The organism is Ectobacillus sp. JY-23 (genome assembly GCF_023022965.1).
Classification (GTDB): Bacteria; Bacillota; Bacilli; order Bacillales; family Bacillaceae_G; genus Ectobacillus.
The window spans coordinates 2,308,224-2,322,706 of record NZ_CP095462.1 but is presented as its reverse complement, the minus strand read 5'-3'; the positions used below and the strand labels follow the sequence as shown (position 1 = coordinate 2,322,706).

The window sequence follows — 14,483 nt, the reverse complement described above, 5'->3', positions numbered from 1 at the left end:
TAGTTCCATAGGAGACCCCCAAAGTACTTTTTTAGAAGAAAATATAGAGTCACAGCACGTGAATCTGCCACTTTTCTTACTATTATTGGGAGTTTAGGGTATTTTTAAACGAACTTTATTAACTAGAAAAAACAAACGGAAGCCCGAGTCAGGACTTCCGTTTGTTTAGTAAAGAAAATGCTCGCTCGGGCCAGTCTGTAATAATAACATCCACGCCAAGGTCAATCATAGACTGTAAATCCTGTGGCTGATTAATTGTGTAAGGCCGTAGTGGATAGCCTTGTTGCCTTGCCTCTAAGACAAATTCGGGAGTTAGTAATCTGAAATTTGGGTGAAGCCCGTGCGCCTGGTAGTTGCGGGCTTCCTGAAGCGGATTCTGCAGCGGGTGATGGTACAAAATAGCGCGCTCAATATCAGGTGCCAAATCTCCTAGCACAGCGACAGATTCATGATTAAACGATGATAAAATAACACGCTTTTCCATATTGTATTCCCGCACCAGATGGATAACCTTTTGCTCCAAATTTGTATAGCGAATCATATCATTTTTCAGCTCAATATTTAAAAGCAGGGTATTGCCTTGCATCCATGTTAATACTTCTTTTAAAGAAGGAACATGTTCTCCTCCAAAACCGAAGTAGCTTCCAGCGTCGAGCTGCTGTAATTCGTCCAGCGTTTTTTCACAAACAAGCCCGCTTCCATTCGTTGTTCGATCTAATGTTTCGTCATGAATGATTACAACCTCGCCATCTTTGGATAAGTGAACATCTAGTTCAATACCATGGGCGCCCACGCGTTCAGCTTCACGGAAGGCAATCATGGTATTTTCCGGATGTGTTCCTTTCACGCCGCGATGCGCAAAAATAAGGGGTAGGTTCATATAAAAAGCTCCTTTCTACCTGTATGTTAATTTTGGGGATCTTTTAAAGTTCGTTGTTGCTTTCCGTTACGGGGGTTACGCTTTCCGGGGTCTCCTTTTGACTCGCTTTTCCCGCAGTAGCCTCATCTCCTTTACTCCAATCAACAAGTGCAAATGATCAACCTTAGGTTTTAGCAAAGCCAATCTTTAAAACCTAAGGTTGCGTTAAGCCACACACATCGTCCGTATACCTCTCCTATCGAAAAAGAATGTCAGTTTCATAATTATGAAGAACTTTATATAGAAACACAATGAAGTTTACAAAAATTTACATAAAATAAGGAAAATTCATCAATCTTTAGGATAATCATACAAATTTTTAATGATGAATTGCTATACTCGTGTTTGTTGAGAAAATAAGCAAGGGGGTTTACGGATGCAAGGAAGTACGGTGACGGATAAACGAGCCGTCAAAGCAAAATCACATAAACAAACAGTAAATATAAAGCGGCTGTTTAAGCACTTAGAACCTTATATTTATTTGCTGCCTGCATTTTTAATTTTCTTCTTATTTGTTTACTATCCTTTTTTTAAGACGATTGTAACTAGTTTTCAGCTGACAAATATTGCGGGAAAAGCGGTGGGATTTGTAGGATTGAAAAACTATAAAGAGCTGTTTCTTTCACCGGAATTCCATAACAGCTTGCTTGTAACAGTAACATTTGTTGTATTGATGTGTGTGCCTGCGATGATTTGGACGATGATGTATCACCCGAGTATTGGAGTTGTCAATTACATATTGGGCAAGGAAATTCCATGCCATTTAACTCTTCTACTCCGTTAGTTTATTACAACAAAACAGCCTTTAAAGAAGCTGGTTTAGATCCAGAAAAAGGCCCGAAAAACTTTGATGAGCTCATGGAATACTCTCAAAAGCTTACAAAGAAAAACGGTGATAAAACAGAGCGTCACGGCTTTGCATTGGCAACATATGGATGGTTTTTTGAACAGCTCCTTGTAAAACAACAGGCCAATTATGCAAACAGCCAAAATGGCCGCGCAGATAAAGCAACAAAGGTTGATTTTGATACAAACGGAGCGGGTTTGAAGGTCTTTGAATCTTGGAAAAAGCTATATGATACAGGAGCAGTTGTAAATTTAGGACGTAAAACAGATGAGACAAAGAGTGCTTTTATTGCCGACAAAATTGCGATGACAATGGATTCTACGGCTGCACTAAAAGATATTATGAACGGTGTGGGCGCCCGTTTTGAAATTGGAACAGCTTACCTGCGGGCAGTTGACGGTTCTAAAAACGGTGGTGTTTCTATTGGCGGTGCATCACTGTGGGCCATGGATAAAAAGGATAAAGAGAAGCAAAAGGCTGCTTTTGAGTTTATTAAGTTTATGGTATCTCCTGAGCAACAAGCATTTTGGAGCAAAAATACAGGCTACTTCGCTGTAACAAAAAAAGCGTACGATTTACCTGAGTTAAAAGAACACCTACAAAAGTTTCCCCAATTCCAAACAGCTATCAATCAACTTCATGATTCACCCAAAACAGCTACAGGAGCATTGCTTGGTGTGTTCCCTGAAGCACGTCAAACGATTGAGCTGAATCTAGAAAAAATGATTTAAGGTCAGTCCACACCTGAAGGAGCTATGAAGGATGCTTCAAAAACGATTAATGATGCAATTGCAAATTACAATAAAATCAATGTGAAATAGAATTCATGTCAACCTAGGTATCCCTAAACTAAACGGGATACCTAGGTTAATTGTGAACCACTATACTAGCTATATTGTAAGGTGCGGTTCCTCTGATGCTGCTAATTGATACTTGTTGATTAGAGCCAACACATATAAAGGGAAACGAAACAACAATAAAATTTAACAGAGACATACGAACAAAGCCCGGATGCTTATTTTGCATCTTTTAAGGGGCTTTGGATGGTAATGCCTGTATGCTGAATATGCGTTTTAGGGTGCAAATATACCTTTATTTCTCGAAATCCTTTTGCATTCCAGTTGTTTTTGAGTTTTTCCCACTCAGTAGGGTGTGTGCGATAAATTAAATCGCCAAACCCAAAAATATCTGTTCCATAATGGTGAGCTTTTGTAATAGCTGCATGTGAGACATATTTTACACGATGATTAAACTTATCCTCTAATCGTGCAATGGTTGCCCTCTTGCTTATGTCTATTTTACATCCAACCTCCGCTACGTTTCCTTCGATATCAAAGTAAATGTGAATAGATGGCTTCCCTTTCTCCATACGAACCTTAATATGTGATTTGGCACGAATGACCTCGATGTTAACCCATTCCTTTTTATTGCACGCTACAGCGCCCACAGTGGAATGGACTTTATTCGTAATATAATTATAGCCCTTGCTTTCACTTTCATTTAACCAGCCGACTAAGCGATCTTTTCGAAAGATGGCTACGCTATCCAAATGTAATATGGCATTTGGTAACACTCGATTTGCATTTTCATTGCTTGCTCCATGTTTAGTAGAGCCTTCTACTTCTATACCTGTGAGAACAGGTTCTTTTCCAGCTCTTGTAATATCGCGAACTAACTCATCCATCTTTATCGCTGTCGTAGGTGCCCAGTATCTTTCTGACATCTCCAAAGAACGAAAAATCTTATTGGCAGGAATCTTTTCAATAGGACTCATAATGCTTAGTATCGTTCGTGCTGATTGTTCTCTGGAAATTAACACGTAAAAATCCTTCCGCAATTCTGGATCACGCATGAGAAATTCTAAAATATTGCTGATGCCCTGCTCGCGCGCTAAAGCTTCTGAAATGACCATTAAACGAAGGTGGGCAAAATAAATTTTTCGTGGCGTTTCTTTTGTTAATCTTCTAATCGCTTCAAAAATAGTCTTTCCAGATGTGGAGTAAGTTGTGACAGGGGAGCGATTACTACTGCCCCCTTGTGCAGAAATGGCGCTTGGGTTGACAATTTGGATAGAGATATTATAAATATCACCTTTCTTATCGATTGCCAAAGCAAGTGCAATTCCCATGTCATTTAGTTCTTTTTTACTGCTACATCCCGTTAAGCTGCATGAGAGAAACAAGAGGCAAGTTATACATAGTACGACACGGTTCATTCTGTATCCCTCACAGTTTTATCACTAGATGACGAGGGCTTGCGCAGTAACAGTAGAACGGGAAGTATAAATCCTGTTACAAATGCATAGAATGGCCAAACCTTGGCACTAAACCAGATGAACATCACATTTGGGCTCATCGTAATGGAATAAATCAGTATAATAACTGCCAGTGGAATGATAAGGTAGCTGTATAACTGTAGCTTAAGTATGTCACCGAGCAGTGTAACACTAGCCCAAAATGTGATAGCAATTTTCAAAAATAAAGAGATAAACCATAAAACAGCCATAATAGCTTCAATTCGCTCCAAAAAATAAGCCAGTTTAATATGCTTTGCCAGCTCGTAGCTTGGATAGAGAAAGGTGCTGGTTAATTCTGTGCTCATTACCAGAATGCTTTGCAGTGTGACTGAAACTAAGATGAGACCACCAAATAAGGAACCTAATATAAAAGGTTTTTTGAGACTCGCTTGTGTTTGCACGAACGGCTGCAAAACCAAAAAGACAGAGAGTTCAAGAAAAGGGAAACCAGTAAACGAAATGACGCCCTTTGTAATATCTTTGTATGCGAGTGGAAATAGAGGGAGCATATTTCGGTATTCTATCTCCGGTGCAACCAGAAAAAATAGTAATATAAATAAAATGAAAAAAACGGGAAATAAGAGTTCGCCAAATCTACTTAAGGAAGTTAAGCCAAGTTTAGTGGCGTACACGATGAGTGACATGAGAACAATGTGAATTTGCATAATCGGTGTTTCTGTCAAAATTTGTGTAGTCATAAAGTCGCCCATATCACGCAAAACAAGAGCGGTCAAAATCATGAAGAAGACAAGGTAATACACACCAAATAGAGCTCCAAGCCAATTTCCATATAAATTGCGTGCATATGTCACTAAAGAGGTTGTACCTTGCCTTGCACCTAACGTGGTATATAGCAACGATAATAAAACACCTACTCCTAAAGTAATGATACCGGCAATCCAGCCCTGTTGCTGAGCGGTAGAAACCAATGTAGAAGGGGTAAGTAAAATAGAGCTACCTATAGTGAAAAAGAATACTAAGATGAAAAATTGATAGCGGTTTATTCGTGCGTGCAATGCAAATCACCTCCTTAGTTAAGTAACCCATAAATCCAATTTGCAACAGGCATGAACATGTAATTAATGAGCACCAATGGGTTAGGTATAGGGATTTTTAATATATATAAGATACTTAATCCGAAAGCGAGAAACATAAGGAAGCTAAATATATATAAATCAGAAAACCTTTTCTGTTTTCGTAAAGAAGAGCCTTCTAGTAGGAATGCAATGATGAAAAAAACAATTACGATGATAAATTTGGTCATGTTTCATCTCCTTGTTTTGTAGCCGTTCTAATTTCATTTTGTGAATGAAACATTTTAGGCCGCTTGTGCATCGCCCATCTTGGTAATCGTAAAAACGTATCTTGCTGATCATTTCTATTAAACGGGCCAAGCGGTGACATATAAGGGACACCGAAGGATTGTAAATGACAAAGATGCAGCAAGACGGCAAATAAACCTACTACTATGCCGAACAAACCAAATGATGCACCGAGCAGCATCAGGATGATACGCAGAATTCGCTGCGGAAACGACATAGCAAAGTCCGGAGAAATAAAGGTTGTTAGGGCTGTAATGGAAATCACAATGACCATAGCAGGTGACACAAAACCTGCCTGTACGGCAGCTTCTCCGAGAACAAGCGCACCTACGATAGAAACGGCGTTACCAATCGCGCGAGGCATACGGATGCCAGCTTCACGTAAAATCTCAAACGTAAATTGCATTAATAAAGCTTCTATGAAAGCAGGAAATGGAATGGCATCTCGCTGCGCTGCAATGCTGATGAGCAGGGTGGTAGGAAGCATTTCTTGGTGATATGTGGTTAGCGCAATATAAAGTGCTGGTGCCAAAAGTGTAATGAAAAAGCAAGCAAACCTAAGCATACGCAGCATGCCATAATCGCCCCGGTTATAATAATCTTCGGCAGCTTGGAAGAATTGAATAAATACAGCAGGTGCCGACAATACGTATGGCGTACCGTCTACAAAGATTGCGACCTTTCCTTCAAGAAGATCAGCCGCAATCACATCTGGGCGCTCTGTATTGAACATGGTAGGAAAAATCCCTCTCTGTTGATCCGCAATAAACTCTTCAATATAACCGCTTTCTAGAATCGAATCGGTCTTGATTTGCTTCAATCGTCTTCTAACCTCGTTGACAATGTCCTCATTGGCTAAATTTTTGACATACATTATACAAATAGCCGTCTTGGTGACATCACCAATTTCCATTCGCTCCGTCCATAAGTTTGGATGTCTAATTCTTTTTCGAACAAGAGCAATGTTTGTCACTAATGTTTCATTGAATGCTTCCTGTGGACCTTTAATAACGGTTTGATTCTGGGGCTCACTCACCGTTCTGTGCTCTATTCCATTCGTATCAATCGCAATTCCTTTAGGGATACCTGCTATAATAAGAACGGAATGACCAACCAAAAGGGAGGATAGTGCCTCTTGTGCGGTCAGCAATTCTTTTGTGGAGCCGATGGGAATGCGGCTTTCTACTAATAATTGCTCCAAATCCTCTGCTGAAACGCTCATCAAGTATTCCAGGAGATTTCTAATAGTTTGTTGATTAGCAAGACCTTCCGTATAAATGAACAAGAAAGATTGGGAACTTATATGGAAGGTTTTATAGATAATATCAGCGCTATTGCCGGTTGCTTTTTGAAGCAGACTGGCATCATGGCTTATATGACCGGTCAGCAATTGCGTTTCGGACAGCTCTTCTTTGAGAGGCAGCGGTATCTCAAACGTTTTGCTTTGTTGTTTTTTCATTTGGGAAAAGTGCTGTTTTTTTTGTTCAGACATGTTTATCTCCACATTTTGTACAAATATATTTTCCTTAATTTCCCCTTTTCAGTAGAGAATATGTGAGGGGGATTTGTATATAATGTGAGAAGTATATAAGGGAAAATGTCGAACTTTGTAAAAACTTTATCTTTTTTTCGCATTTTAACTATACATTTTTTATGATTTGTTTTATTTTGTATAGGGAACATTAAGTTTCGTACACATTACGAAGAGAAAGGCGTGATTAAACAAATGGGATTATGGTTTACTGAAAAGCAAACTGAGAACTTTGGTATCACAATTAAAATCAACCGCACTTTACATACAGAGCAAACTGATTTTCAAAAGCTTGATATGGTGGAGACAGAGGAGTTCGGCAACATGCTTCTATTAGATGGCATGGTTATGACTTCTCAAAAGGACGAGTTCGTATATCACGAGATGGTAGCGCACGTACCTTTGTTTACGCATCCAAACCCTGAAAACGTACTTGTAGTAGGCGGCGGCGACGGCGGTGTAATTCGTGAAGTATTGAAGCACCCAAGCGTGAAAAAAGCAACGCTTGTTGAGATCGATGGCAAGGTAATTGAGTACTCTAAAAAGTACTTACCTGAAATCGCTGGCGAGCTTGAGAATCCACGTGTTGATGTGAAAGTTGACGACGGCTTTATGCACATTGCACAAAGCGAGAACGTATACGATGTAATCATGGTTGACTCCACTGAGCCAGTAGGTCCTGCGGTGAACTTGTTTACAAAAGGCTTTTACTCAGGTATCTCCAAAGCGCTTAAAGAAGACGGTATCTTTGTAGCGCAAACGGACAACCCTTGGTTCACACCTGAATTAATTACAAGCGTATTTAAAGATGTAAGCGAGATCTTCCCAATCACGCGTCTTTACACTGCAAACATCCCAACATACCCAAGTGGTCTTTGGACGTTTACAATCGGCTCTAAAAAGCACGATCCACTTGAAGTGAGTGAAGAGCGTTTCCATGAAATCGAAACAAAGTACTACACGAAAGAGCTTCACAAAGCAGCATTCGTGTTGCCTAAATTTGTTGGCGATTTGATTAAATAATGACGAAAGAACGCCTTGTAAAAGGCGTTCTTCATACATAAGGAGGAATGTACCATGCGTTTTGATGAAGCGTATTCCGGTAATGTATTTATTAAAAGTCATCCTAATTATGAAGAGTCCGAAGCAGTCATCTATGGTATGCCAATGGACTGGACAGTAAGCTTCCGTCCGGGCTCCCGTTTCGGTCCTGGCCGCATCCGCGAGGTATCCATTGGTCTTGAGGAATATAGCCCGTACATGGATCGTGAGCTAGAAGAAGTGAAATACTTTGATGCAGGCGATATCCCGCTACCATTCGGCAATGCACAGCGCAGCCTTGACATGATTGAGGAATACATTGATGGCCTATTGGCTGACGGTAAATTCCCAATTGGTCTTGGCGGTGAGCATTTAGTATCTTGGCCGGTTATTAAAGCCATGTACAAAAAGTATCCAGACCTTGCGATTATCCATATGGATGCACATACAGATCTTCGCGATAACTACGAAGGCGAGCCATTATCTCACTCCACGCCAATTAAAAAAGCGTGTGATTTAATCGGTCCGAAAAACGTATACTCCTTTGGTATCCGTTCCGGTATGAAGGAAGAATTCCAATGGGCAAAAGAAGTGGGTATGAACTTATTTAAGTTTGATGTACATCAGCCGCTGAAGGAAGTATTGCCAAAGCTGGCGGGCCGTCCGGTATACGTAACAATCGACATCGATGTACTTGACCCTGCGCATGCACCTGGTACAGGTACGCTAGAAGCAGGCGGTATTACATCTAAAGAGCTTCTTGCTTCTTTAGTTGAAATTGCAAACTCTGATGTGAAGGTTGTTGGGGCTGACCTGGTAGAGGTTGCACCTGTGTATGACCACAGCGAGCAAACACCGGTAGTCGCAAGCAAAATCATTCGCGAGATTATTCTTGGTTTGGTTCAAAAGAATAAATAATACTTGTTTGTTATAACCCCTCTCTTTTTTTATAAGAAGAGAGGGGTACTTCTTTTTTTACAAGACGACAGGGCTTTTTTTTGGTATGATGAAAAAAGTGTGTTTTAAAATAAAGTACTTATGCTGAAGATGAACGTATATGCAAAAAGGATGTGCAAACACGTGGACAAGCAAACGAACGGTGTGCCGGTGCATGTGAAATTTGTAACGCAAATTCGCGACGGTGCGCGCAAGGAAACTATTGCATTTGACACAAATGGTCTATACTATGAAAAAGGTCAAAGTACGTACCTGACATTTGAAGAGCCAAATGAGCAGGGACAGGTAAAAACCATCGTAAAAATACAAGACGAGACAGTGCGCATTATGCGCTCCGGTGCTCTTTCCATGCGGCAAATGCATGTAAAAGGAGAGAAAACAGAAGGTGTGTACGAAAGTGTCCTTGGTACATTTCAGCTGGAAACGAAAACAGACAATGTTCTGCTCGAATGGTCGGAGAAAACGAGAAAAGGACAGTTGTTTTTAACATATACCCTGCTTCTAAACGGAAGCGATGCGGGTCGCTATAACATTACAATTCAATTTAAGGAGGAGACGAAATGAACTCTTTGGAGCAAATCAAAGACTTATTAAAAGAAGAAATAAAAGCAGCGGTTATAAAAGCAGGCTTGGCGATAGAAGAGCAAATGCCAAACGTAGTGCTTGAAGTACCGAAGGATAAAGTGAACGGCGATTTTTCTACAAATATGGCAATGCAGCTTGCACGCGTAGCGAAAAAAGCTCCTCGCATGATTGCGGAAGAGCTAGTACAAAACATTGACCAAACAAAAGCATCTGTAGAAAAAATTGATATTGCCGGACCAGGCTTTATCAATTTCTACATGGATAACAGTTATTTAACAGATTTGATTCCTGCCATTTTACAAGCAGGAGAAGCATATGGCGAAACAAATACGGGTCAAGGTCAGAAGGTACAGGTCGAGTTTGTATCCGCCAATCCGACAGGCGATCTTCACCTTGGTCATGCGCGCGGCGCGGCAGTAGGTGATACACTTTGCAACGTACTTGCGAAAGCGGGTTATGATGTATCACGCGAGTATTACATTAATGATGCAGGTAACCAAATTCATAACTTGGCACTGTCTGTGGAAGCACGCTATATGCAGGCTTTGGGTATGGATAAAGAAATGCCGGAGGACGGCTACTATGGAGAAGATGTTATTAATATTGGTAAAACGTTGGCAGCTGAATTTGGCGACCAATACGTGAACGCAGATGAAGAAGAGCGTTACAACTTCTTCCGTGAGTATGGCCTGAAATATGAATTAGAAAAGTTGAAAAAAGACTTGGAAAGCTTCCGCGTCGGTTTTGACGTATGGTATTCGGAAACGTCTCTATACAAAAACGGTAAAATTGATGAAGCTCTTGCAGATTTGAAAAAGAGTGGTGAAATCTATGAGCTTGATGGTGCAACCTGGTTCCGTTCCACAACATACGGTGATGACAAGGACCGCGTATTAATTAAGCAAGATGGATCTTACACATACTTAACGCCAGATATCGCATATCATCGCGATAAAATTGAGCGCGGCTTTACAAAGCTGATTAACATTTGGGGTGCGGATCACCATGGTTACATCCCGCGTATGAAGGCGGCAATTCAAGCGCTTGGTCATGATCGTGATACGCTTGAAGTTGAAATCATCCAAATGGTGCAGCTGTATCAAAACGGCGAAAAGATGAAAATGAGTAAGCGTACAGGTAAAGCCGTTACGCTTCGTGAATTGATGGAAGAGGTTGGCGTGGACGCAATGCGTTACTTCTTCGCAATGCGCAGCGCGGATTCTCATCTTGATTTCGATATGGATTTGGCTGTGTCTAAATCCAATGAAAACCCAGTGTACTATGCACAATATGCGCACGCACGCGTATGCAGCATTCTACGCCAGGGCGAGGAATTAGGTTTACCGGGAGAAGGAGAAATCAACTATAAGCTAATTAACTCTGAAAAAGAATTTGACTTGCTTAAGAAAATGGGTGATTTCCCCGCTATCGTGGCAGACGCAGCGCAAAAACGCATTCCGCATCGCATGACAAACTATGTGTTTGAATTAGCATCTGCGCTTCACAGCTTCTACAATGCGGAGAAGGTGCTGGACCGCGACAATATGGAGAAGAGTCAAGCGCGCTACGAGCTAATGAAGGCTGTACAAATTACACTGCAAAATGCATTAAAACTAATTGGTGTTTCTGCGCCGGAGAAAATGTAAATATACTAGTAAAAAAACGCTTCGTTTCTGCAAACGAAGCGTTTTTCTTACAAGGGGGCGCTGTGCATGTATTTAGATGTCCAGAGACTTCACAAACAATCGTATGAAGATGGATATCAAATGGGAAACGCTATTCCATCACAAACCGCATTGCACGACTATACGGTAAAGCTTCGTTTTCTACGCCGCAAGTCATTTGAGGAAGGATGGTCTTGGCAAGTCAAAGAAGATATATACGTAGATATTTTACGGATGTGTTACCGAAGAAAATGTTCACCACCGCTTTTCCTACTAGAGCGCGACTCAGGTTATTTACATCATTATTTTCTGCGTTACTTAGAGGGGCTTGAACAAGTCGTAAAAGAAAGAGAACTGTAAAATGGCCGATAGAAGATATAAAATAAGTCTAAAGCCTGTGAAGTGAGCAGAAATTCATGAAAAAAGTAAAGGAAGAGCAGCTGCTCTTCCTTTTATAATTGCGTTAAAATAATAGGTTCGCCTTTTGTCACCACGACAGTATGTTCGCATTGTGCCACTAGACTTTTGTCTGGTGTTACAAATGTCCAGCCGTCGCCTGATTCGATAATATGGTTGGCACCTGCGGAAACGAATGGCTCTATGGCTAGAACCATGCCCTCTTTTAGGAGCATACTATCCATTGGATCAAAGTAATTTAAGATGTGCTCAGGTGCTTCGTGCAGGCTTAACCCTATGCCGTGCCCAGTTAAATTTTCAATCACATTAAAGTTATTTTTTCTAGCTTCATTCATTACAGCGCGGCCGATTTGATTTTTACGTGCGCCCGCTTTGGTTTTTTTCATCGCCGCCCAAAATGCATCTACAGCTGCTTGACATAGACGCTCCTTTTCTGGGTCATTGCCAAGCACAAATGAAATACCTGTATCTGCATAGTAACCGCCAAGAGCAGCTGAAATATCAACATTTATGAGGTCGCCCTCTTGAAGTACGCGGTCACCAGGGATACCGTGCGCCACCTCTTCATTCACGCTGATGCATGTGACACCAGGGAAATCATATTCTTTTTGCGGCGCGGAGTCAGCACCATGCTCATCTAGCACACGCTTGCCGATTAGATCGAGCTCTTTCGTTGTCATGCCCGGCTTTGCGGATGCTTTCATTTCTTCGCGTGCCAGCGCAACAATGCGACCGATTTTGCGAAGGCCCTCTAAATCTTGCTCATTACGAATAATCATTATGACACTTCCTTCTTCTAAGTCCTGACATGATAGTATCATTTTTCCCGAATTCCTTCAAAGTTTTCATGGTAACAAAAAGGGAAGCTCATTTATCTATAGTGAGCTTCCGACTTTTGTAAAAGAGCTATAATTTCTGTTTCAGGAAGAGGCTTGCTGATATAAAACCCTTGAATATGGTCACAATCTTGCCGCTTTAAAAACTGCCACTGGGCATTTGTTTCGACGCCCTCTGCAATTACAGTCAGCCCTAGATTCTTAGCCATCATCACAATTGAAGAAATAATAGCTTCCTCTTGTCTACTCGTTCCAATTTCTCGAATAAATTCACGGGCAATTTTCAGCGTATGAATCGGATACTTTGTTAAGTAAGATAAAGAAGAGTAGCCAGTACCAAAGTCATCAATGGAAATTTGTACGCCGAGCTCTTTTAATTGATGTAATTTTTTAATAACCTGCTCTTCTTTCTTCATCGCAATGCCTTCTGTAATCTCAAGATCCAACAGGTGCGGCGGCAACTTTGTTTCCTTTAAAATATGGGCAATTAAACCTACTAAATTTGATTGATTAAATTGTAAGGGAGAAAGGTTTACGCCAACCTTTAACTCGTATCCTCCATCTCTCCAGGTAGCTGCTTGTTTACAGGCAGTTCGAATAATCCACTCACCCATTGGTATAATCAATCCTGTTTCTTCAGCAAGTGGAATAAAAGAAGCCGGAGAAACGAGCCCAAGCTTTGGATGGTGCCAACGAAGCAGTGCTTCAAATCCAACAATGCGTTTTGTCGCGAGATCGACCTGGGGTTGATAATGCAGCACAAGCTCTTCATTTTGAAGCGCTCTGCTTAGCTCCCCCTCCAGGAAATGCTTTTCATCCTCTACATCACTCATTTTGGCCGCATAAAACATATATTTATTTTTACCACTTGCTTTTGCGCGGTACATGGCGATATCTGCATGCTTCATCAATTTTGTTACGTTTGTACCGTGAGAAGGATACATGGCAATACCAATACTTGGTGTAATTTTTAGCTCGTGGCTGCCTATGTATACGGGTTCGTTCAACAACTCCATAAGCCGCTCAGCGACAAGTGCAGCACTTTTTTTAGAGAACACATCTGTAAGAAATACGGTGAACTCATCACCTCCCTGCCGTGCAACGACGTCCTTAGAGCGCAGTGCACTGGCCAATCGTTGACCAATCTCAATTAGCAGCAAATCGCCTACATCGTGTCCGAGACGATCATTAATTTTTTTAAAGCGATCTAAGTCGATAAATAAGACAGCGACCATCGTTTCTCTTTTTGTTGCCAGCTTCATCGCCTCTTCTAAGCGCATTTCAAATTGCCGCCTGTTTGCGAGCCCTGTCAGTGCATCATGAAATGCCATATGCTCAACTTGCTGCTGTTTTTCTTTTAGCTCCGTCATGTCTTTCGCAATACCATACATACCAATGCACTTTGTACCAAGCATGGTAGGTATGAAAGTAACTTGCAGATGTGTTTCATTAAATAAAATATCAAAGGTTTGTGGCTTGCCGCTTTTGGCATGGCGAATGGCATCTCTTACCACGTGTCTGTATGGATCTGTCACGTAATTTAAGAGTGGTCGCCCTGCCAGCTCTTTATGAGAGTAGTGAAAGATGTTGGTACAAGAAACATTCATCGCTTGGAAGTTTCCGCTTGTATCCAGAGAAAACACAGCATCTGGATGATTTTCAAATAATGTTTTATAATGAAGTTCATTTTTGGCAAGCGCTTGTATACCTTCATTTATCTTATCTTCAAGCCGCTCCTGTAAGGATTGATAAGTTAAAACGAGTGTCCGATTTTCTCGCCACATATAAAATTGGCGAAAGCAAAGTACAATACACAGAGCAAGTAGCACAAATTGTGGATATTGATGCGACGCTGCATTTGTAACAATATCGTGTAACAAAATAATAATGACTATATACGGAAGAAAAAAGCGAAGGTAGTGGCGATTGGTAATATATTTATGCGAAGGGATATCATCTGCCATTTGTGATTGAAATTGTTCCATGTAATCGCCTCCTTGAAAAATCATAGCTGTATTCAAATTTTATTACAAAAATGTAAATATAACGTTAATTGAATATTATAATT

Annotated in this window: 13 protein-coding genes; 7 read left to right on the top strand and 6 right to left on the bottom strand. The window is 40.9% G+C overall.

The window, feature by feature from the left end; all coding sequences use genetic code 11:
- Positions 1-148 precede the first annotated feature (148 nt).
- Complete coding sequence (locus MUG87_RS11960) at positions 149-880, bottom strand: glycerophosphodiester phosphodiesterase (protein WP_247082419.1); 732 nt, start codon at positions 878-880, stop codon at positions 149-151.
- A gap of 415 nt (positions 881-1,295) precedes the next feature.
- Between MUG87_RS11960 and MUG87_RS11955 the strand changes: the two genes are divergently transcribed.
- Together MUG87_RS11955 and MUG87_RS11950 are read left to right on the top strand one after the other, a co-directional pair.
- Complete coding sequence (locus tag MUG87_RS11955) at positions 1,296-1,703, top strand: carbohydrate ABC transporter permease (RefSeq protein ID WP_247082418.1); 408 nt, start codon at positions 1,296-1,298, stop codon at positions 1,701-1,703.
- Positions 1,676-2,497, top strand: a complete 822-nt coding sequence (locus MUG87_RS11950) for an extracellular solute-binding protein (RefSeq protein WP_247082417.1) — start codon at positions 1,676-1,678, stop codon at positions 2,495-2,497. Before MUG87_RS11955 ends, MUG87_RS11950 begins: the two co-directional genes overlap by 28 nt.
- A 284-nt stretch (positions 2,498-2,781) precedes the next feature.
- Here MUG87_RS11950 and MUG87_RS11945 read toward each other — a convergent pair whose 3' ends face one another.
- The 3 genes from MUG87_RS11945 to MUG87_RS11935 form a co-directional block, all read right to left on the bottom strand.
- Entirely contained in the window at positions 2,782-3,981 is a 1,200-nt protein-coding gene (locus MUG87_RS11945) for a Ger(x)C family spore germination protein (protein WP_247082416.1), read from the bottom strand.
- Positions 3,978-5,078, bottom strand: a complete 1,101-nt coding sequence (locus MUG87_RS11940) for a GerAB/ArcD/ProY family transporter (RefSeq protein WP_247082415.1) — start codon at positions 5,076-5,078, stop codon at positions 3,978-3,980. The genes MUG87_RS11945 and MUG87_RS11940 overlap by 4 nt, the downstream gene beginning before the upstream one ends.
- A 244-nt stretch (positions 5,079-5,322) precedes the next feature.
- Complete coding sequence (locus MUG87_RS11935) at positions 5,323-6,876, bottom strand: spore germination protein (protein ID WP_247082414.1); 1,554 nt, start codon at positions 6,874-6,876, stop codon at positions 5,323-5,325.
- Positions 6,877-7,110: 234 nt separating this feature from the next.
- Here MUG87_RS11935 and speE point away from each other — a divergent pair, with 234 nt between their 5' ends.
- From speE to MUG87_RS11910, 5 genes are all read left to right on the top strand, one after another.
- Positions 7,111-7,938, top strand: a complete 828-nt coding sequence (gene speE / locus MUG87_RS11930; protein ID WP_247087672.1) for a spermidine synthase — start codon at positions 7,111-7,113, stop codon at positions 7,936-7,938.
- Between the two features lie 54 nt (positions 7,939-7,992).
- The gene (gene speB, locus MUG87_RS11925) at positions 7,993-8,874 is read left to right on the top strand and encodes an agmatinase (RefSeq protein ID WP_247082396.1); all 882 of its coding nucleotides are present in this window, start codon (positions 7,993-7,995) and stop codon (positions 8,872-8,874) included.
- A 162-nt stretch (positions 8,875-9,036) separates the two neighbouring features.
- Positions 9,037-9,477: a YwiB family protein gene (locus tag MUG87_RS11920; protein ID WP_247082394.1), complete on the top strand. Its 441-nt coding sequence runs from the start codon at positions 9,037-9,039 to the stop codon at positions 9,475-9,477.
- Positions 9,474-11,144: an arginine--tRNA ligase gene (argS, locus tag MUG87_RS11915; RefSeq protein ID WP_247082392.1), complete on the top strand. Its 1,671-nt coding sequence runs from the start codon at positions 9,474-9,476 to the stop codon at positions 11,142-11,144. The genes MUG87_RS11920 and argS overlap by 4 nt, the downstream gene beginning before the upstream one ends.
- Positions 11,145-11,210: 66 nt before the next feature.
- Positions 11,211-11,522, top strand: coding sequence for a hypothetical protein (locus MUG87_RS11910; RefSeq protein WP_247082390.1), 312 nt, complete (start codon positions 11,211-11,213; stop codon positions 11,520-11,522).
- A 92-nt stretch (positions 11,523-11,614) separates the two neighbouring features.
- Here the strand turns inward: MUG87_RS11910 and map are convergent, their stop codons facing one another.
- Together map and MUG87_RS11900 are read right to left on the bottom strand one after the other, a co-directional pair.
- Complete coding sequence (map, locus tag MUG87_RS11905) at positions 11,615-12,358, bottom strand: type I methionyl aminopeptidase (protein ID WP_247082388.1); 744 nt, start codon at positions 12,356-12,358, stop codon at positions 11,615-11,617.
- Between the two features lie 92 nt (positions 12,359-12,450).
- The gene (locus tag MUG87_RS11900) at positions 12,451-14,400 is read right to left on the bottom strand and encodes a sensor domain-containing protein (protein ID WP_247082386.1); all 1,950 of its coding nucleotides are present in this window, start codon (positions 14,398-14,400) and stop codon (positions 12,451-12,453) included.
- Between the last annotated feature and the right edge of the window lie 83 nt (positions 14,401-14,483).